Here is a 20124-nt window from a genome sequence, read left to right as displayed (position 1 = left end):
CGCTGCATAGCATGGCGATTTTACGATCGCGCGGCCCGCATGCGGCTATTTCAGCACGACGACCTCGGCGCCGACATGGACCCGCTCGAAAAGGTCGGCGACATCGGCGTTGCGCATTCGGAAGCAACCCGCCGAGGCGGCGCCGCCGATGGAGTTGGGTGCATTCGTGCCGTGAATGCGATAGTAGCCCCAGCCGAGATTGATCGCGCGCACGCCCAGCGGATTTTTCGGGCCCGGCCCGACCGATTGCGGCAGCGCCGGGTTTTTGGACCGCATGTCCGGCGTGGGAATCCAGGTCGGGTTGAGGCGCTTGCGGGAAACCCAGCTCTTGCCGAACCATTGCTCGCTCGGCTTGCCGACGGCGATGTCGTAGACGAGGGCCTCCCTCGGCCCGGTCACGAGATACAGCTTGCGCTGGGCCGTCAGGACGACGATCGTCCCGGCTTCGTATCCGGCAGCATCGAACACGACCGGATTGCGCGGGGCCGGCTCCGTCGCGGCCATCGCGGGCACGGCCAGAAGGCAGGCGAAAAGGGCGAGAGACAAGGCAAAGCGTTTCATGGAGGCAGCCCGTGGCGAGTTCAGCGGGCCCGGCCGATGTCAGGCGGCCGCGCCGAGCTTTTCCGCGCAATTCTGACGGAACCAGGTTGCCAGAAAGTCAACGAAAAGGCGTGTCCGCGCCGGAAGATGCCGCCGGTGTGGAAAGACGGCGTAGATGCCGGCCTCGCTTGGCATGTAGGCGTCGAGCATGCGCACCAGCCGGCCCGCGGCGATGTCTTCCCGCACGATGAATTCCGGTTCCAGGGCCGCGCCAAGCCCGGCAAGGACGGCTGCGCGCACCGTGACGGGCGAATTGGCGGTGAACTGGCCCGATACGTTGACCGGAATGGCCGCGCCGGTGTCCGGGTCGCGGAAGGTCCAGTTGTACAGCGTGCGCGCGTTGGAATCGATCACGACCGGCCAGTCGGTGAGGTCCTGCGGGTGGGCCGGAAGGCCGTGGCGGCGTACCAGTTCCGGCGTCGCGCAGATCACGAAGTCGAGGGATGTGAGCCGGCGGGCGATCAAAGACGAATCGTCCAGCCGCGTCATGCGGATGGCCACGTCGAATCCCTCCTCGACGAGGTTGATGAAATTGTCGTCCAGATGGACATCCAGGCGTATCTCCGGATGCGCCTTGGCGAACTCGATCAACGACAGGCCGAATTCGGCATCGCCGAAGGTGCGGGCCGCGCTGATACGCAGGGTGCCCCTGGCCTCGCCGGTGGCAGCGCGCGCTTCCTCGTTGAGTGAGTCGAGGTCGGCCAGAAGCCCGCTGGCCCGCGCAAGATACACCTCTCCGGCCGCCGTCAGCGCCACCTGCCGGGTCGTCCTGTTGATCAGCAGGACGCCGAGTTCGTCTTCCAGCTCGCGTACATATTTCGACAACAGCGCCTTGGAGCGGCCCGTCTTACGGGCCGCGGCCGAGAAGCCGCCATTCTCGATCACGGCGATGAAGGCGCGCATGCGCGTGAGTGTGTCCAATGCCATCTCCCCTCGTCGCCGGCCGTCCCGCGCATTCGGCAGCACTCAAGAATCGCACCTGCAAGCTTGGCGCAAGAAAAAACCGCGTCCAGCGTAAATTTCCTGTTGTGTATGACGCACCCCTTTCATATATCCGCCTTGCCCCATGTCGCACGTGCCTGTGGGCGTCCCCCGGTCCTCATATGCGAGGGTTGCCGGGACGGTACCTGGAGTGATCCTCCAGTTGGTTTTGCTGCTCGCGAAATCATGGACGCCTTGAAGCAACGACGGTCCGGGCCTTTCTGGTCTCTCCCGGTCTCCACCACCGGGATTACTGAAGAGGCACACCATCATTGCCTGAAGTGCGGCGGGTTCTTCCCCTCCAAGCCATGGCAGACAATTCGGCGTAGATCGTCCTCAACCATGTTTTCATGGCGGGCGAAATCGCGTCGACGCATGTCGCGTCTCGCGCGGACAGCGGTAGAACAGGGTCTCCACAGGCTGTTCTTCGCCGTCGTGCGTGCGCTCCTATTCAACCTTCCGGTTCGTGGGAGAGCTCAACCATGGCAACGCAACGTATCACCGATTTCCTGGCCACCCGACGTCCGAGCGGACCTTGCCTCGTCGTCGACCTCGAGGTCGTGCGCGAAAATTTCATCGGCTTCCGCCGCGCCCTCCCCGGCTCTGCCATCTACTATGCCGTAAAAGCCAATCCGGCGCCTGAAATCCTGCGCCTGCTGGCCTCTCTCGGCTCCAGCTTCGATTGCGCCTCCGTGGCAGAAGTCGAAATGGCGATGAATGCCGGTGCGACCGCCGACCGCATCTCCTATGGCAACACGATCAAGAAAGAGCGTGATATCGCGAGCGCACATGCACTCGGCGTATCGCTGTTCGCGGTCGATTGCGTCGAAGAGGTCGAGAAGGTGGCGCGCGCGGCGCCGGGGGCACGCGTTTTCTGCCGTGTCCTGACGGACGGAGCCGGTGCCGAATGGCCGCTGTCGCGCAAGTTCGGCTGCGTCCCGGCCATGGCCATCGACGTTCTGGAAACCGCGCATCGCCTGGGCCTCCAGGCGACCGGCGTCTCCTTCCATGTCGGCTCGCAGCAGACCGACACCGAAGCCTGGGACGGTGCCCTCGCCGATGCCGCCAACGTGTTCAACACGCTGGCCGAGCGCGGCATCGTGCTGACGCTCGTCAACATGGGCGGCGGCTTCCCGACGCGTTATCTGAAGGACGTGCCCACCGCCGAGGCCTATGGCCAGTCGATCTTCGCAGCGCTGAGCCGCCATTTCGGCAACCGCCTGCCCGAAACGATCATCGAGCCCGGCCGCGGCATGGTGGGTGATGCCGGCGTCATCAAGGCGGAAGTGGTTCTGGTGTCGCGCAAGTCCGCGACCGACGAGAACCGCTGGGTCTATCTCGACATCGGCAAGTTCGGCGGCCTCGCCGAAACGATGGACGAGGCGATCCGCTATCCCATCGTCACTGCGCGCGACGCCGACCGCAAGGAGCCCTGCGTTCTGGCCGGCCCGACTTGCGACAGCGCCGACGTCATGTACGAAAAGGTACCCTATCCGCTCCCGATCACGCTGACGGTGGGCGATGAGGTCCTGATCGAAGGCACGGGCGCCTATACGACGACCTATGCCTCGGTGGCCTTCAACGGTTTCGAGCCGTTGCGCGCCTACGTCATCTGACGGGAACATCCGCCGGGCGGCCCGTGCCGCCCGTCATCGCCGCCACCGTTTTATCCGCCCTTCGCGGGGGAGTGCCGCGCCATGCTGCCAGCGCCTTCTTTTTCGATGCCCGAAATCGGGCCCGACATCCGGCTGCGCGTCGAGCGCGGCGCGGACGTGCCGGCGCGCGAAGCGGTTCTGGACGCCGCGATGGGCAAGGCGCGCAGGCGCAAATCCTCGGAAGCGATCCGCCGTGGCCGGATGCCGGCGGATGGCCTTTCGCTGATCGCCGAAGACGAGGCCGGCCGCGTCGTCGGCACGGTCCGCCTGTGGCACGTCGATGCGGGTGGCCGGCGCGCCCTGCTGCTTGGGCCGCTGGCCGTCCAGCCGGGTCTCGACGGCCGGGGTATCGGCTCCATGCTGATGCGGCGCGCCATCGCCGAAGCGAGCTTTCGCGGCCACGCAGCCATCCTGCTGGTTGGCGACGCTGCCTATTACGAACGCTTCGGCTTCAGTGCGCAGGCAACGGGCCGGCTCGCCATGCCAGGCCCCTACGAACGGCATCGCCTGCTGGCGCTGGAACTGGCGCCCGGCGCGCTGGAGGGTGCGGACGGTGTCATCCGTGGCTCGGGCCGGCGCCTTGTCGCAGATCGCCGGGCCGCCTAGGCGGCCTAGGCGGCCTGGCGGCTAGCCGGCATTGGCGGCGATCAGCGCCGCCCGGGCCGACCGCACATGACGCCGCATCTGCAACTCTGCCACCTCGCCGTCGCGCTCCTGCAGCGCGTTGAGGATGCGCACATGCTCCTTCCATGCCTCCAGCCCGCGCCCTTTGACCGCCCCGTGTTTCTGGCGGCATAGAAAGAGGCGCGGGTAGAACTGGTCGCACAGCAGCTCGGCAAGCACCGGGTTGCGGCTGGCGCGCGCAATGCGGACATGAAAGTCGTCGTCACTGTCGTGCTGACTGTACGGCCCCTGTGGGGCCGCGCGCAGCGCCACCCCATGCTTGTCGACGAGGTCGGTCAACTCGGCCAGTTCCTGCTCGGTCATCTCGCTTGCCGCCAACCGCGCAGCCATGCCCTCGAGCGCCTCCCGCACGGCCAGAAGATGCAGAAACTGCGGCAGCGTGGGCGCGATGACGCGCACGCCCTGGTTTGCAACATGGGTTACCAGCCCGCGCTCCTGAAGGCGGCGGATGGCCTCCCGTACCGGAGCGCGGCTGACGCCGAGTTCGGCGGCGATGGCCGGTTCGCTGAGCTTGTCGCCCGCCTTCAACGCTCCCTTCAGGATCGCGGCGTTCAAGGTGTCGTAAACCGTTCGCGAGGGTACGGGCCGGCTCATCGTGGGCTCCAAAAAATTGTCGACACACGATACCATCTAATCTCACATTTCCACAATGTAGGCTTGTCACAGGGAGTTTGTTGCATAAACTGTCGACACTTTATGGTTCTGGGAGGAAACCGACGATGATCCGAAGCACGCTTCTGGCTGCAACCCTGCTGGCCCTTGCCCCCGCAATCCCCGCATCGGCCTTCGAGCCGCGCAATCCGGAATGCATCGCCCCGGCAGCGCCCGGCGGCGGCTTCGACCTGACCTGCCGGATCACCAGCCAGCAGTTGAACCAGCTCGGCATCGTCGAGCCCACCATCCGCACAACCAACATGCCCGGCGGCATCGGCGCCGTGGCCTACAACACCATCCAGGCGAATCGCGCTGACGACCCGAACGTCATCATCGCCGTTTCAACGGGCTCGTGGGTCAATCTCGCACAGGGCAAGTTCGGCCGTTTCACGGAGAACGACGTGCGCTGGCTCGGCGCCGTCGGCGCCGACTACGGCGTGCTGGCCGTCCGCAAGGACAGCCGCTTCCAGACGCTGGAGGATTTCGTCGCGGCGCTGAAGGAAGACGCGGGCTCGGTGCCCATCGGCGCCGGCGGCACGGTGGGCAGCCAGGACTGGATGAAGCCGGCCCTCGTGGCGCGGGCAGCGGGGGTGGACCCGCGCCAGATGCGCTATTTGTCCTATGAAGGCGGCGGCGAGGCGCTGGCGGCCCTTCTGGGCGGAACAATCGAGGTTCTGCCCGGCGATGCATCCGAGATCCTCGGCCAGTTGGAAGCCGGCGAAGTGCGGGTGCTTGCGACGTTTTCGGCAGAACGGCTTCCCGGGGCCTTCGCCGATGTTCCGACCGCCAAGGAAACGGGCTACGATGTCGAGTGGCCCATCGTGCGCGGCTTCTATGCACCGCCCCGCATCTCCGACGAGGAGTATGCCTACTGGGTCGACGCGCTGACAAAACTCAACGCAAACCCGGAATGGCAGAAGGTGCGCGGCGAGCAGGGCCTGTTCGAATACGATCTCGTGGGCGCGGATTTCGACGCCTTCGCCAAGGAGCGCACGGCTGCCTTCCGCGAACTCGCTTCCGAAGTCGGCCTGCCGACCTCCGGCAACTGAGGCGCAAGCCATGACGCCGCTTGCCGCCAAGACAGTGGACCGGGCCAGCGGCGCATTGCTGCTCCTGCTCGGCATCGGGGCCATCTGGCATGCCCAGTCGCTCTCCGTGCCATTCGCCTCGGACCCGATCGGGCCGAAAGCCTTCCCGACCATCGCCGGGGCCGTACTGGCCCTGGCAGGCGCCAGCATCATGCTTCGCCCCGAGGCGATCGACGTGGAGGCCGGGCACAGGATGCGCGTCGCCAGCGTCGCCATCGCCTCGCTCGTCTACCCGTTCCTGCTGCTGCCGCTGGGATTCGTCCCGGCAACGGCTTTGCTCGGCCTCGTCACCGCGCGCGCCTTTCGCGGCCCGTGGCTGGGCTCCATCATCGCATCGATCCTGCTGGCGGCCGCCTTCCTGCTGATCATCGATACCGGACTCGGACTGCCGCTGCCGCGCGGCCCGCTGGGGATCTGACATGGAAGCGCTCGCATCGCTCGCCTATGGATTCAGCGTCGCGCTGACGCCGTTCAACCTGTCGTTGGCGTTCATCGGCGCCGCTCTCGGCACCGCCATCGGGGCATTGCCCGGCATCGGGCCCATCAACGCCATCGTCCTGTTGCTGCCGCTGTGCTTCTCGCTGCAACTGCCGCCGGAAAGCGCGCTCATCCTGCTGGCCGGCATCTATTACGGCAGCGGTTACGGCGGGCGCATATCGTCCATCCTCCTCAACATCCCCGGCGACCCCGGGCTGGTGATGACCACGCTGGACGGCTATCCGCTGGCGCAGCAGGGACGCGGCGCCGCGGCGCTGGCCCTCAGCGGTATCGCCAGCTTCGTCGGCGGAACGCTCACGGTGATCCTCTTGAGCTTCCTTGCGGTGCCGCTGGCACGGCTTGCAGTGTCCTTCGGCCCGGCGGATTACGTAGCCCTGATGGCGCTTGCATTCGCGCTTCTGACGGCGATGGGCATGGCCCGCACAGCCAAGACATGGGCGGCCATCGCGCTCGGCTTCCTGCTTGCGTGCGTCGGCATCGACGGGGGCTCCGGCGTCGAGCGATTCACCTTCGGTTCGCTCGAGTTCCTCGGCGGGATCGATTTCACGGTGCTGACGATCGGCCTTTTCGCCGTCAGCGAAATCCTTGTCGTCGCCGAAGGTCTGCGCTCAGGCGTCATCACCGAACTCGGTGGAGGCAAGCGGTTGACGGTCGGCGAGACGCTGCGCTGCCTGCCGGCGATGCTGCGCTCCACCGGCATCGGCTTCTTCCTCGGTATCCTGCCAGGTACCGGAGCGGCAGTCTCGTCGGTCCTTGCCTACACGGCCGAAAAGAAGGTTTCCGACAAGGGCACCTTCGGCAAGGGCGACATGCGTGGCCTTGCCGCGCCGGAAACCGCCGACAACGCCGCGCAGACCGCCTCGATGGTGCCGATGCTCGTTCTGGGCATTCCCGGCTCGGGTACGACGGCGGTGCTTCTCGGTGCGTTGCTGATGTATTCGGTGACGCCCGGCCCGCTCCTGTTCACGCAGCGCCCTGAGATCGCCTGGGGGCTGATCGCCTCCATGTATGTCGGCAACCTGATGCTCCTGGCATTGAACCTGCCGCTCGTCGGCCTCTTCGCCCGCCTGCTGCTGGTGCCTTACTGGATCCTGTTTCCGGGGGTACTCGGACTGTCCTTCGCCGGCGTCTACGCGGCCACCAACTCGGCGTTCGAGCTCGTGCTGACCACGCTGATCGGCATCGTCGCCTACGTCATGCGCAAGGTCGGCATTCCGCTCATTCCGCTGCTGATCGCCTTCGTCCTGGCGCGCCTGTTCGAGGACAATCTGCGCCGTGCGCTGTCCCTGTCCGACGGCGATCCGACGATCCTGTTCGGCTCTGTCACGGCCATCCTGTTCTGGGTCCTCACGGCGCTGATCGTCCTTCTGCCGCTGGTGGCTCCGCGGCTGCGCTCCCGCGTGCGGGAAGCCTCCGAAAGCGAAGGCGGCTGAGCCCGCCCTCGCCATACGTCAAAGGAAAATCGAAGTGACCTATCTCGTCGATGAAGACCGCCCACGCGTTCCGGCCGGCCAGCGTTTCCGGGCATTGATGGATGCGCCGGCCATCATGCGCATCCCGGGCGCGCATAACGGCCTGTCGGCCATACAGGCCCGCGACGCGGGCTTTGAGGCGCTCTATCTCTCCGGCGGCGCGGTCAGCGCCTCCATGGGCCTTCCTGACCTCGGCATCCTGACGCTGGAGGACGTCACCTTTCATCTGCGGCAATTGTCGCGCGCGTCGGCGCTGCCGGTGCTCGTCGACGGCGATACCGGCTTCGGCGAGGCGCTTAACGTGATGAACATGGTCCGCACCTTCGAGGATGCCGGTGCCGGCGCGGTGCAGATCGAAGATCAGCTTCTGCCCAAGAAGTGCGGCCACCTCAACGACAAGCGCCTTGCCGGCGCGCACGACATGGCGGCCAAGGTTTCGGCGGCGCGACGCGCGCGACGCGATCTCGTCATCATCGCGCGCACCGATGCCGCCGCCAGCGAAGGCATCGAGGGGGCCGTCTGCCGCGCGAAGCTCTATCTGGAGGCCGGGGCCGACGCCATCTTCCCGGAGGCGCTGACATCGGTGGACATGTTCAAGGCCGTCGCCGAGGCGCTGCCCGGCGTGCCGCTTCTGGCCAACATGACGGAGTTCGGACGCACGCCGGCGCTGACCGCCGACGAGTTCCAGGCGCTCGGCTACGCCATGGTGATCTGGCCCGTCTCCTCGCTGCGCGTCGCGGCAAAGGCGCAGGCCGCCCTTTACGAGACGATCCGCCGCGACGGCACCCCCGCGGCAATGCTTGCGGCGATGCAGACCCGGGCCGAGCTTTACGACACGATCCGCCTTGCCGAATACGAGGCGCTCGACCGGTCCATCATCAAGACGGTGTTGCCGGACGAGGTCCGCTGACCCTGCGCATTCACAGGCCGCCGGGGTAGTTGGGGCTTTCGCGCGTGATGGTCACGTCATGCGCGTGGCTTTCGCGCAGGCCGGCCGGAGAAATCCGAACGAAGGTCGCGTTGGTGCGGAAATCGTCCAGGGTCGCGGCACCGGTGTAGCCCATCGCCGCGCGCAGGCCGCCGGAAAGCTGGTGCAGCACGGCGCTGACCGGCCCCTTGTAGGCCACCTGACCCTCGATGCCTTCCGGCACCAGCTTCAGCGTGTCGCGCACCTCGGCCTGGAAGTAGCGATCCGCCGATCCCCTGGCCATCGCGCCGACCGACCCCATTCCACGATAGGCTTTGAAAGAGCGGCCCTGGTGCAGATAGATCTCGCCCGGGCTTTCGTCGGTGCCCGCCAGAAGCGAGCCCACCATGGCCGCCGACGCACCCGCGGCGAGCGCCTTGGCAAGATCGCCCGAGAACTTGATGCCGCCGTCGGCAATCACCGGCACACCGGCCTTGTCGGCCACCGCGACGGCATCCATGATGGCGGAAAGCTGGGGTACGCCCACACCCGCCACGATACGCGTGGTGCAGATGGAGCCGGGGCCGATGCCCACCTTGATGCCGTCGGCGCCCGCGTCGATCAGCGCCTGCGTGCCGCTCGGCGTCGCGACATTGCCGGCGATCACCTGCACCGCGTTCGACATGCGCTTCACGCGCGCCACCGCATCCAGCACCCGCTGGGAATGGCCATGGGCCGTATCCACGACGATCAGGTCGATGCCGGCGTCGATCAGGCGTTCGGCGCGCTCGAAGCCATCCTCGCCCACGCTGGTCGCCGCCGCAGCCAGGAGGCGGCCCTGCCCGTCCTTCGCCGCATTGGGGTTCAACTGCGACTTCTCGATATCCTTGACGGTGATCAGGCCGACGCAATGGCCCTCGCCGTCCACCACGAGCAGCTTCTCGATCCGGTGTGCATGCAGGAGACGCTTGGCCTCCTGCTGGTCAACGGTGTCGCGGACGGTGACGAGGTTGTCCTTCGTCATCAGCTCGTGGATCTTCTGGCGGTCGTCGGAGGCGAAGCGGACGTCGCGGTTGGTGAGGATACCCACCAGCTTGCCACGTGTCTGGCCGCCCCGCCCGCCATTCTCGACCACCGGAATGCCGGAGATGCGGTGGGATGCCATGAGTGCGCGGGCATCGCCCAGCGTGGCATCCGGCCCGATGGTGACCGGGTTGACCACCATGCCGCTCTCGAATTTCTTGACCTGTCTTACCTCCTCGGCCTGCTCGGCCGGGGTCAGGTTGCGGTGGATGACGCCGATGCCGCCCGCCTGGGCCATGGCGATGGCAAGCCGGGCTTCCGTCACCGTGTCCATGGCGGCCGACAGGATCGGCAGGTTGACGTGAAGGGTGCGCGTGATGCGCGTGCGTACATCCACCTGCCCGGGCATGACCTGAGAGTGCGCCGGCTGCAACAGGACGTCGTCGAACGTCAGCGCGAGGGCGCCGGTTGCTGTCTCGATAATCTGGGCCATGCCAGTCCTTCCGGTAGCGGATCGGGGGCCAGACAAGGGCCGCGCCCGAATGAGGGATGGCAAGGGCTGCTAGCATGGGGCGGGGCTTTAGGGAAGCCCCGTTCTGTCCCATGACGTCGAGATACACAAACGGTGCTCCGCAGACAGTTCCTCAGCGGGTTTCGCTCCCCCGGCTGAAGCCGTCATATCCGTCCGACACAGCCTGCGTGTCGGAGAGACGCGAGAAATAACCTGCCAGCAGCGCGCCGGATATATTGTGCCAGACGCTGAAGATGGCGCTGGGCACCGCAGCCACCGGCGAGAAGTGTGCGCTGGCCAGTGCCGCCCCGAGGCCGCTGTTCTGCATGCCGACTTCGATGGCGATGGCCTTGCGCCTGGCCAGCGACAGGCCGGAGGCCCGCGCCGCGAAGAAGCCAAGCAGGTATCCGATGCCGTTGTGTAGAATGACGACCGCGAAGATCAGCAGGCCGGAGGTCGAGATCGCCGCCTGATTGACGGCAACGACGGCCGCGACGATCAGCACGATGCCTGTCACGCTGACCAGCGGCAGAGCCGGCACCGCAACCTTGACGACAGCTGGCAACGATTTTTGCAGCGCAAAGCCCAGCGCCAACGGCACGAGAATGACCTTGACGATGCTTATGAACATGCTCATCGCGTCGACCGGAAGGTACTGGCTTGCGAAGAGCCAGACCAGAAACGGCGTCACGATGGGTGCCATCAATGTCGTGACGCTGGTACAGGCCACGCTCAGCGCGACGTCTCCTTTGGACAGGTAGGTCATGACATTGCTGGACGTTCCGCCCGGGCAGCAGCCAACAAGGATTACGCCCGCGGCGACTTCGGGTGACATCGGTATCGTCATCGTCAAAATCACGGCGATCGCAGGCATGATCAGGAACTGGCAGAGTACGCCTACGGTCACGTCGAAGGGGCGGCGCGCCACTTCGCGGAAATCGTCCAGCGACAGTGTCAGCCCCATGCCAAACATGATGATGCCAAGCAAGGTGACAATATAGGGCGCGATCGGGCTGAACGTCCCGGGCATGGTGTACCCGGCCACGGCGAACAGAATGACCCAGACGGCAAATGTCCGGCCAACGAATGCAGACACCGATGCAATGGCTTTCACGACGTGCTCCAACGGTTATGCGCTGGCAGTACCCCTCGTTACGGCATTACGCAAGATGGCGGCGGCGATCAATCGTCACGGGCCGGCGCAGCGTCCTCGATCATCAGCGCGTAGGTTTCCGGCACGTAGCGGAAGGCCTCGCCGTCGCGCTGCACGTAGCCGACCGCCGGGAACGGCAGGTGATAGCCGGTGAAGGGCAGCTTCTCGTCGGCCAGCATGGCGGCGAAGCGCTGCCGGGTCGCCGCGGCGGCCGCCTTGTCCATGTCGAAGCGAACATGCCATTCCGGCTTCTGCAGCGTCACGACGGACTGGCTGAACGTATCGCCCATCAGGAACAGCCGCTTGCCGCCGGAGGTCAGTTCGTAGACGAAATGGCCAGGCGTATGACCGTAAGCGGCCCGCGCGAAGAGGCCGGGGGCCACTTCGTCACCGTCCTCGGCAAGGGTCATGGAGCTTTCCAGCGGCGAGACCTTGGCAGCCACCGCCTCCGCATTGCCGGCAGTGCCGCCGCTCTTTGCCGCGTCGGATGTCCAGAATTCGTATTCCTGCCGGCCGACGATCAGGTGCGCCCTCGGGAAGGCCGGTGCATCGCCCTCCATCAGGCCGCCGATGTGGTCGCCATGCAGGTGCGTCATCACCACCATGGTGACCCTGTCGGCCGGAATGCCGGCCGCTTCCATGCGCTGGCGCAACTGGCCGAGGCCGCCGTCGCGCCCGCCGGAGCCGAACCCCGTATCGATGAGGACCGTTTCCCCACCCGTCTCGATGACGACCGGGTTGAAGAAGGTGACGAAGCGGCCGGCTGGCAGAAGGTTCGCCTCCATCAGTTCGGCGACGGCCTCGGCGGTCTGGTCCTCGCCGAAGGTGGGGTGAGGCCCGTCGCCGGGGCGAACGCCATCCAGAACGACGGTAATGCGGGCATCGCCCAGCTTGAAGCGCTGCCAGCCCGGCGCCAATGCGGCCTCCCCGCCCGACTGCGGCGCGGGTGCGGCGGCAGGCGCCGCCGGCTCGGCGGCGGGCTGCTGGGCCCGCGCGGCCGTCACCATGGCGCCGGCGGCGGCGGTGCCGAGAGCCAGCTTCAACGCCCCGCGACGATCGAGACCCATCTTGTGCCGATTCATTAGCCTGCTCCTAGCCGTTTCACGCATGTTGTCTTGCCCAGACCCGATAGGCTTCAATATGGGCAAGTTTGGGCAGGCCGTGAGGCCTCACGACAAATTTGTACGAATGGTCGGACGGCGGTAAGACCGCCTTACCGATCTTTCCGGAAAGCCACCCCGCCGTGAAGCGCATCGTTCCCGTCGTCCTCGCCGTCGCCCTGTTCATGGAGAACATGGACTCGACCGTCATCGCGACATCGCTGGCAACCATTGCCGAGGATATCGGCACCAACCCGATCGCGCTGAAGCTTGCGCTGACGAGCTACTATGTGTCGCTGGCCACCTTCATCCCGATTTCGGGCCGCATCGCCGATCGGTTCGGCGCGCGATTCGTCTTCCAATGCGCCATCGCCGTCTTCATGCTGGGCTCCCTGGCCTGCGCCATATCGAGCTCTCTGGAGGCCTTCGTGGCGGCGCGCTTCCTGCAGGGCGTAGGCGGCGCGATGATGACGCCGGTCGGCCGTCTGCTGCTTGTGCGGGCGGCCGATAAGTCCGACCTCGTCACCGCAATGGCATGGTTTTCCATTCCGGCGATGGTGGGACCGCTGATCGGCCCGCCGATCGGCGGCGCCATCTCCACCTACGCCGACTGGCGCTGGATCTTCCTCATCAACCTGCCCATCGGACTGATCGGCATCGTGATGTCGCAGAAGGTGCTGCCCTATGTGGAGCCCGTCGCCACCATCCGCTTCGACTGGCCGGGCTTTGCGATCTCGGCGCTTGCCTGCTCGGGCCTCGTCTTCGGCATGTCGATCATCTCGCTGCCGGCCCTGCCCCCCTTCTTCGGCTTCACGCTGGCGGCCGGCGGCGTTGCGTTCGCGCTGCTCTACATCCGCCACGCGCGGCGCAGCCCGGATCCGCTCCTGCACCTGTCTCTCCTGAAGATCGATACGCTGCGCGCCTCCATCACCGGGGGCGGCCTGTTCCGCATAGGCACGGGCGCCCTGCCTTTCCTGCTGCCGCTGATGCTGCAACTCGGCTTCGGCTACACGCCCTTCGAATCCGGCCTCGTCAGCGCCGCCACGGTGGGCGGGGCGATGGCCATGAAGCTTATGGCACGCCCGCTGCTGCGGCGCTTCGGCTTCCGTACGGCCCTGATGTCGACCGCCGTCCTGGGTGGCGCATCGGTGGCCGTCATCGGCTTCTATCGGCCGGACATGCCGCTGGTCCTGTTGCTCGTCCTGCTGCTGGTCGGCGGCTTCTTCCGCTCGCTGTTCTTCACCAGTACGAACGCCCTGGCCTTCGCCGACGTGCCGCCGGCGCGCGCCGGCGATGCCACCGCCATGCTGGCCGCCTTCCAGCAGGTCGCCATAGCCACCGGCGTTGCCCTTGCCGGGGGCATACTGGAAGCGGGCGTCGTCATGCGCGGCGGTGTGCTGCCCGTTCCAGCCGATTTTACCGTCGCCTTCATCGCGGCCGGATGCGTCACCATCGCCGCGTTCTTCTGCTTCCGCTCGCTGCCGGCCTCTGCCGGATCGGAAATATCAGGCCGCCGGTAGCGGCGCTGAGCTATCGTCGGCTGCCGGTTCCGGGTCGTCGCGGCGGCCCTGTCCGCGAAAGCCCTTGGCCAGAAGGAACAGCTCCACCGATCCATCGCGCGAGGCGGGCGGCTTCACGTGGTGCACGCTGGTGAAGTTCTTCTTCAGCATGGTCAGAAGCTCGGCCTCGGTGCCGCCCTGGAAGGTCTTGGTCAGGAAATGGCCGCCCGGCCGCAGCGTCCGGATGGCGAAATCCGCCGCCACCTCGACAAGGTGCATGGTGCGCAGATGATCGGTCCGGCGGTGGCCCGTGGTCGGCGCGGCCATGTCCGACAGGACGATGTCCGGCGCTTCGCCCAGTGCGTCCAGGAGACGGGCGGGTGCGGCGTCGTCCAGGAAGTCCATCTCGAAGATGGTCGCGCCCGGGATCGGGTCCACCGGCAGGTAGTCGATACCGACGACCTGCGCCTTGTCCGGCGTGTCGGCGGTGCGCTGCACCGCCACTTGGCACCAGCCGCCCGGTGCGCAGCCAAGATCCACCACCCGCATCCCGGGCTTCAGAAGCTTGTGGCGATCGTCGATCTCGATCAGCTTGTAGGCCGCGCGAGAACGATAGCCCTCGGCCTTGGAGCGGCGGACATAGGGGTCGTTCAGCTGGCGCTCCAGCCACCGGCGCGACGACGCCTTGATGCCGCGCTTCTTCTTGACGCGCACCGAAAGCCCGCGATCTCCACTCTTGCCGCCCGTCACGCGCCCTGCCTCGTCCGGTTGCCCTGCGTGTCGCGCCGCCAGACGCCGTCCGCCACCATCATCTCGATCAACAATCCTTCCCGAAGGCCCCTGTCGGCAACCCGAAGCGCCGGTGCCGGCCAGACCTTGCGTATCGCTTCCAGGATGGCGCAGCCCGCCAGCACGAGATCGGCGCGCTCGCTGCCGATGCAGGGATTGGCCATGCGCTCCTCGAAGCTCCAGCCGGCGATGCGGGCGACGAGTTCGGAAACCTCGGCATCGCGCAGCCACAGGCCATCCACCTGCCGCCGGTCGTAACGCTCGAGCCCCAGATGCACTCCGGCCAGCGTGGTGACCGTGCCCGACGTGCCCAAAAGGTGAAAGCCGGCCTTGCCCACATAAGGTGCAAGGCGGTTCCGCCCCTTGAACCGCTCGATATGCCCGGACACCTCGTCCACCATCTGCTGGAACAGTTCGGGCGTCACCGTGCGGCCACCATAGCGCTCGGCCAGGGTGACGACACCCACCGGCAGGGACGTCCAGGCGACGATGTGGTTGGAGAGCCGCCGGCTCGGCCCCTGCCCGAGGTCCAGCAGCGCGATCTCCGAACTGCCACCACCGATATCGAACAGGACGGCCCCGCGCGCCGAACGATCCACCAGCGACCCGCAGCCCGACACCGCCAGGCGCGCCTCCGTCTCGCGGCTGACGATCTCCAGGTCCAGCGTCGTCTCTCGTTTGACGCGCTCCAGGAATTCCGGCCCGTTGGCGGCCGAGCGGCAAGCCTCGGTAGCGATCAGCCGCAGCGAGCGGATGTCGCGCGCCGCCAGTTTCTGGCTGCAGATCTCCAGCGCCGCCAGTGCCCGGTCCATCGCGCCGGAGGCAAGGCTGCCCGTGCGGCCGAGACCTTCTCCCAGGCGGACGATGCGGCTGAATGCGTCGATGACGCGAAACTGGCCGGGACGCCCCGGAACGGCGATCAGCAACCGGCAATTATTGGTGCCGAGATCCAGTGCGGCGTACAGCGGCGGACGCCCCTTGTCCAGGGTGCGCAGCGGCGGACGCTGCACCTTGACGGACGCGTCCGGCGCCTCCGTGGCGGCAGCCCCGCGCCGCCTGCGCCGGCGCCGGCTCTTCTTGCGCAGGTCCGGGCTCTGGCGCGCCACCGCGCTTTCCGCCTTGGCGAGCTTTTCACCGAGCGCGGGCGGAAGGTCGCCATTGGCAACGCCTTTCGCCGCCACCGTCGCTGGCTTGCGACGCCGTCGGCGCTGGCGCTTGGACAGCCGGCCGGCCTTATCGCCGGGCTGGGCCGTCTCCGTCATCGGGTGGTGGGAGGCGGCACGCCGCTCCCGCTCTGTATCCTGAACCACAAATACCAACTCCGGAGCAGGCCTCACGCGGAAGCGCTCCTGGACCAATCAGAATCTTTCGTTGCCTTAAGTGTATCAGCCCGCTGCGCTTTCACAAGCGCGGCCGTCGCCGGCCCACATCATACATTCGCCTCATCGTAGAGATTGGGCAGCACGGGCAGGAACCGCGCGGCCCGGCGCATCAGGAAATCCCAGAAGGCGGACTCGGCCGGCGTCGGCACCCTGTCGGCCCGCGTCACGGCAAACCATTGGCGCCGGATCGGGGTGCCGGCAACATTCAGGATGACCAGTCGGCCGAGCTCCACCTCCAGGGCAACCGTATGGGCCGACAGGAACGCGATACCCAGGCCCGCCATGACGGATTGCTTGATGGTTTCGTTGGAATCCAGCTCAAGCAACCGGTCATCGAGAAGCTCCGGCATGTCGCGCACGAACAGCTCCAGCGAGCGGCGCGTACCCGATCCGCGCTCGCGCACCAGCATGCGGTGGCCGGCCAGATCCTGCAACGTCAGGCTATGGCGCGCGGCCAGCGGGTGCCCCGGCGCCGCCACCACCACCAGCGGATGATCGCCGAACACGCGCGCCTGTACCGGCAGGTCGCGCGGCGGCGTGCCCATCAACGCGATGTCCAGCGCCATGGTCCGCAGATCCTCTGCGATACGGCTTTTGTTACCGACCTCCAGTTCGATGTCGATGCCCGGGTGCTCCGCCCCGAAGGCGGCCAGAATGGACGGCGCGAAATATTTTGCGGTGGACACGACCCCAAGCCGGACCCGCCCCCGCTGCAGCCCCTTCAACGCATCGATCTCGTCCCGCATGTCGCGCAGCGCATGCTCGATGGCGTTGGCGGCGGCCAGCACACAGGCCCCGGCCTCCTTGATGCGCATTCCATCGCTTGTGCGGTCGAAGAGCGGCAGGCCGAACTCTTCTTCCATCTGCTTGATCTGGAGCGTGATGGCCGGGGCCGTCAGCCCCAGGACACGCGCTGCCGCCGCGATCGTTCCGAGGCGGTTGACCGCCTGGACGGAGCGAAGCTGTCGCAAGGTTATGGCCTGCATGGACATCTGCTCCTCCTTCTGCATAATTTTTTCTGACTAGGTAACTTAAGCAAATAAATTTTACTTAGTCCACTGCCTGATGAATAGTCGTTTTGGACATCGGGAGGGTGTTGATCATGCGTTCGTCGCTCGAAGCTCATCTGCGTGCCTTCGCGGGGGAAGATCCGCTACGCAACGACATTGCCGAGGCGGTACGCCAACTTGCCGTCGCGGCCATCAAGCTGCGCGGCGTCATCATGGAAAAGCCTGCCGGAGCGCGTGCACCGACACCGGCCCCCACGAATGCCGCGGGCGACCTGCAGACCTGGCTGGATATCGAGGCGGACCGCATATTCACCGCCGCCGCGTGGCAGGCCAACATCGCCGTCATGGTGTCGGAGGAGCGCCCCGAGCCCCTGCCCATGCATGCGGGCGGAACGCTGGCGCTGGCGATAGACCCGCTTGACGGTTCGTCGAACATCGAGACCAACGCGTCCATCGGCTCGATTTTCTCGCTGCTGCCGACCGACGGCGAAGCGCCGTTTTCCCAGCCGGGCCGCAACCAGCTTGCTGCCGGAACCATCGTCTACGGGCCGCGCTGCCAGATGATCCTGACGCTCGGGCGGGGCACGCTCACTTTCACCTACACACCGTCGTTCGGCGGCTTCGTGGAGGAGGCCCGCTCCGCTCCGATCCCGGAGAAGACGTCCGAGTTCGCCATCAACGCATCCAACTACCGACACTGGGACGAAGAGGTCCGCCTTTACGTCGACGACTGCCTGGCCGGGGCCGAAGGCCCCCGGGGCCGGGAGTTCAACATGCGGTGGACGGCTTCGCTGGTGGCCGAGCTATCGCGCATCCTGGCGCGTGGCGGCGTCTTCCTGTATCCGGCCGACGCCCGCCGTCCCTACCGCGACGGCCGCCTGCGCCAGCTTTACGAGGCAAACCCCGTTGCCTTCATCGTCGAGCAGGCCGGTGGCGCGGCAACGGACGGCATCCGTCACATTCTGGATACGGCCCCGGCGACCCTGCACCAACGCACGCCCTTCGTCTTCGGCTCGGCACACGAAGTCCAGCGCATCGCCCGATATCTCACCGATCCGTCGGCCATCGGTGAGCGCTCGCCGCTCTTCGGCCGCCGCAGCCTGTTCCGCGCGTAAGGGAAGACCGACCAATGACCGCAAGACACCCCATAATTGCCATAACGGGCTCTTCCGGCGCCGGCACCACGTCGGTCAAGCGCATCTTCGAGCAGATTTTCCGACGCGAGGAAGTGAAGGCGGACTTCATCGAAGGCGATGCCTTCCACCGCTACGACCGGTCGGCGATGAAGGCCCGGATGGCCGAGGAGGAGGCAGCCGGCAATCACCAGTTCTCCCATTTCAGTCCGGAAGCGAACATCCTGGAAACGCTGCAGGAGATCTTCGCCGAGTATGGGCGAAAGGGAACGGGCCGCACGCGGCACTACGTGCACGACGACGCCGAGGCTGCCGCCTACGGAGCGCCGCAGGGCACGTTCAGCGACTGGCAGGATTTCTCGGGCGACAGCGACCTTCTGTTCTACGAGGGACTGCACGGCTGCGTGCGCACCGACACGCTGGACCTCGCCTCGCATGTCGACCTGAAGATCGGCGTCGTCCCCGTCATCAACCTCGAATGGATCCAGAAGATCCATCGGGACAAGGCCTCGCGCGGCTACTCCACCGAGGCCGTGATGGACGTGATCCTGCGGCGCATGCCGGATTATGTGCGCACCATCTGCCCGCAGTTCACGCTGACCAACATCAATTTCCAGCGGGTGCCGATCGTCGACACGTCCAACCCCTTCATCGCGCGGTGGATACCGACGCCGGACGAATCGATGCTCGTCATCCGCTTCGCCAACCCGCGCGGCATCGACTTTCCGTACCTCCTGTCGATGATCCACGACAGCTTCATGTCCCGGCCCAACTCCATCGTCGTGCCGGGCAACAAGCTGGACCTCGCCATGCAACTCATCCTCACGCCGCTGATCCTGCAGCTCATCGAGCGCCGGCGGCGTGTGCTCTGACGCAACGAAAGGAACGTGAAGAGATGGCCAAGATCACCCTGAGGCAGCTTCTGGACGACGCCGCGGAACACGGATACGGCGTCCCCGCCTTCAACATCAACAATATGGAGCAGGGCCTCGCCATTCTCGAGGCCGCCGCCGGGGCGGATGCTCCGGTGATCCTTCAGGTGTCGCGCGGGGCGCGGTCCTATGCGGGAGACATCATGCTGGCGCACATGGTGGATGCGCTGGTGGAGATGTTTCCGGCCATCCCCATCTGCCTGCACCAGGACCACGGCAACAACGAAGCCACCTGCCTGACCGCGCTGCAGCACGGCTTCACCTCCGTCATGATGGACGGCTCGCTGGAAGCCGACGCCAGGACGCCGGCAAGCTTCGATTATAACGTCGCGATCACCGCGAAGGTCGCCGAGGCGGCGCATGCCGTGGGCGCGTCGATCGAAGGCGAACTCGGCGTCCTCGGCTCGCTCGAAAGCGGCGAAGGCGCGGCCGAGGATGGCCACGGCTTCGAGGGGCAGCTGGCGACGGACCAGCTCTTGACCGATCCTGCCCAGGCGCAGGAGTTCGTCGCGCGGACCGATGTCGATGCCCTGGCCATCGCCATGGGCACCTCCCACGGCGCCTACAAGTTCAGCCGCCGGCCCGACGGCGACATCCTCGCCATGCATGTGATCGAGGAAATTCACAGTCGCCTGCCCGGCGTGCACCTCGTCATGCATGGCTCTTCCTCGGTACCGGAGCCCCTGCAGGAGATGTTCAACCGCTTCGGCGGCCAGATGCGCCCGACATGGGGCGTGCCGGTGGACGAGATCGTACGGGGCATCCGCCACGGCGTGCGCAAGGTGAACATCGACACCGACTGCCGGCTGGCGATGACGGCCGAGTTCCGCCGCATCGCCAGCCAGAAGCCGGAGGAATTCGATCCGCGCAAGTTCCTGCAGCCGGCGATGGATCAGTTGCGGCAGCTATGCCGCGAGCGGTTCGAGGCCTTCGGCACTGCCGGCAACGCCGCACGCATACGCCCGAGATCGATGGCCGAGATGGCGCGCCGATATGCCGGCGGAGAGTTGCGACAGGCCAACCGATACAGGGATGCGGCCTGACCCCCCGCAT

19 protein-coding genes are annotated in these 20124 nt (G+C 66.4%); 10 read left to right on the top strand and 9 right to left on the bottom strand.

Going from position 1 to position 20124, the window contains the following annotated elements; translation table 11 throughout:
- Window positions 1–45: 45 nt before the first annotated feature.
- Both IGS74_RS07305 and IGS74_RS07300 read right to left on the bottom strand, forming a co-directional pair.
- Entirely contained in the window at window positions 46–561 is a 516-nt protein-coding gene (locus IGS74_RS07305; protein ID WP_192390435.1) for a L,D-transpeptidase, read from the bottom strand.
- Between the two features lie 39 nt (window positions 562–600).
- Entirely contained in the window at window positions 601–1521 is a 921-nt protein-coding gene (locus IGS74_RS07300) for a LysR family transcriptional regulator (protein ID WP_246723050.1), read from the bottom strand.
- Window positions 1522–2063: 542 nt separating this feature from the next.
- On the opposite strand from IGS74_RS07300, the gene odc2 reads away from it, so the two are divergent.
- A complete protein-coding gene (gene odc2, locus IGS74_RS07295) occupies window positions 2064–3197 on the top strand; it encodes an ornithine/lysine decarboxylase (protein WP_192390434.1) in 1134 nt (377 codons plus the stop codon).
- 105 nt (window positions 3198–3302) lie between these two features.
- The gene (locus IGS74_RS07290) at window positions 3303–3842 is read left to right on the top strand and encodes an N-acetyltransferase (protein WP_192391522.1); all 540 of its coding nucleotides are present in this window, start codon (window positions 3303–3305) and stop codon (window positions 3840–3842) included.
- Between the two features lie 21 nt (window positions 3843–3863).
- Here IGS74_RS07290 and IGS74_RS07285 read toward each other — a convergent pair whose 3' ends face one another.
- Window positions 3864–4514: a GntR family transcriptional regulator gene (locus tag IGS74_RS07285; protein WP_192390433.1), complete on the bottom strand. Its 651-nt coding sequence runs from the start codon at window positions 4512–4514 to the stop codon at window positions 3864–3866.
- Between the two features lie 125 nt (window positions 4515–4639).
- Between IGS74_RS07285 and IGS74_RS07280 the strand changes: the two genes are divergently transcribed.
- From IGS74_RS07280 to prpB, 4 genes are read left to right on the top strand one after another with little or no spacing between them, the layout of a single operon-like run.
- Window positions 4640–5623: a tripartite tricarboxylate transporter substrate binding protein gene (locus tag IGS74_RS07280; protein ID WP_192390432.1), complete on the top strand. Its 984-nt coding sequence runs from the start codon at window positions 4640–4642 to the stop codon at window positions 5621–5623.
- 10 nt (window positions 5624–5633) lie between these two features.
- The gene (locus IGS74_RS07275) at window positions 5634–6080 is read left to right on the top strand and encodes a tripartite tricarboxylate transporter TctB family protein (RefSeq protein WP_192390431.1); all 447 of its coding nucleotides are present in this window, start codon (window positions 5634–5636) and stop codon (window positions 6078–6080) included.
- 1 nt (window position 6081) lies between these two features.
- Window positions 6082–7593, top strand: a complete 1512-nt coding sequence (locus IGS74_RS07270) for a tripartite tricarboxylate transporter permease (protein ID WP_192390430.1) — start codon at window positions 6082–6084, stop codon at window positions 7591–7593.
- A gap of 34 nt (window positions 7594–7627) precedes the next feature.
- Window positions 7628–8542: a methylisocitrate lyase gene (gene prpB / locus IGS74_RS07265; RefSeq protein ID WP_192390429.1), complete on the top strand. Its 915-nt coding sequence runs from the start codon at window positions 7628–7630 to the stop codon at window positions 8540–8542.
- A gap of 10 nt (window positions 8543–8552) precedes the next feature.
- Here the strand turns inward: prpB and guaB are convergent, their stop codons facing one another.
- From guaB to IGS74_RS07250, 3 genes are all read right to left on the bottom strand, one after another.
- The gene (gene guaB, locus IGS74_RS07260; RefSeq protein WP_192390428.1) at window positions 8553–10055 is read right to left on the bottom strand and encodes an IMP dehydrogenase; all 1503 of its coding nucleotides are present in this window, start codon (window positions 10053–10055) and stop codon (window positions 8553–8555) included.
- A gap of 151 nt (window positions 10056–10206) precedes the next feature.
- Window positions 10207–11187, bottom strand: coding sequence for a bile acid:sodium symporter family protein (locus tag IGS74_RS07255; protein WP_192390427.1), 981 nt, complete (start codon window positions 11185–11187; stop codon window positions 10207–10209).
- A gap of 68 nt (window positions 11188–11255) precedes the next feature.
- On the bottom strand, window positions 11256–12308 hold the full coding sequence (locus IGS74_RS07250) for an MBL fold metallo-hydrolase (protein WP_192390426.1): 1053 nt from the start codon (window positions 12306–12308) through the stop codon (window positions 11256–11258).
- Window positions 12309–12469: 161 nt separating this feature from the next.
- On the opposite strand from IGS74_RS07250, the gene IGS74_RS07245 reads away from it, so the two are divergent.
- Complete coding sequence (locus IGS74_RS07245) at window positions 12470–13846, top strand: MFS transporter (protein WP_192390425.1); 1377 nt, start codon at window positions 12470–12472, stop codon at window positions 13844–13846.
- On the opposite strand, the gene IGS74_RS07240 is transcribed toward IGS74_RS07245, so the two are convergent.
- The 3 genes from IGS74_RS07240 to IGS74_RS07230 form a co-directional block, all read right to left on the bottom strand.
- The gene (locus IGS74_RS07240; protein WP_192390424.1) at window positions 13832–14575 is read right to left on the bottom strand and encodes an RlmE family RNA methyltransferase; all 744 of its coding nucleotides are present in this window, start codon (window positions 14573–14575) and stop codon (window positions 13832–13834) included. The genes IGS74_RS07245 and IGS74_RS07240 overlap by 15 nt on opposite strands.
- Window positions 14572–15876, bottom strand: coding sequence for a Ppx/GppA phosphatase family protein (locus IGS74_RS07235; RefSeq protein WP_192391520.1), 1305 nt, complete (start codon window positions 15874–15876; stop codon window positions 14572–14574). The genes IGS74_RS07240 and IGS74_RS07235 overlap by 4 nt, the downstream gene beginning before the upstream one ends.
- A gap of 167 nt (window positions 15877–16043) precedes the next feature.
- Window positions 16044–16982, bottom strand: coding sequence for a LysR family transcriptional regulator (locus IGS74_RS07230; RefSeq protein ID WP_039190751.1), 939 nt, complete (start codon window positions 16980–16982; stop codon window positions 16044–16046).
- Between the two features lie 113 nt (window positions 16983–17095).
- On the opposite strand from IGS74_RS07230, the gene IGS74_RS07225 reads away from it, so the two are divergent.
- Genes IGS74_RS07225 through fba form a run of 3 tightly spaced genes read left to right on the top strand, consistent with a single transcriptional unit; the run spans window position 17096 to window position 20114 of the window.
- Window positions 17096–18121, top strand: coding sequence for a class 1 fructose-bisphosphatase (locus IGS74_RS07225; protein WP_192391517.1), 1026 nt, complete (start codon window positions 17096–17098; stop codon window positions 18119–18121).
- A gap of 14 nt (window positions 18122–18135) precedes the next feature.
- Window positions 18136–19011: a phosphoribulokinase gene (locus IGS74_RS07220; RefSeq protein WP_039188845.1), complete on the top strand. Its 876-nt coding sequence runs from the start codon at window positions 18136–18138 to the stop codon at window positions 19009–19011.
- A gap of 23 nt (window positions 19012–19034) precedes the next feature.
- Window positions 19035–20114, top strand: a complete 1080-nt coding sequence (fba, locus tag IGS74_RS07215) for a class II fructose-bisphosphate aldolase (RefSeq protein WP_192390423.1) — start codon at window positions 19035–19037, stop codon at window positions 20112–20114.
- The last annotated feature ends 10 nt before the right edge of the window (window positions 20115–20124 follow it).

This window comes from Aureimonas sp. OT7 (genome assembly GCF_014844055.1).
Classification (GTDB): Bacteria; Pseudomonadota; Alphaproteobacteria; order Rhizobiales; family Rhizobiaceae; genus Aureimonas; species Aureimonas altamirensis_A.
Note: the sequence above shows the minus strand (reverse complement) of the source record. Positions and strands in the feature narration are given on the sequence as shown.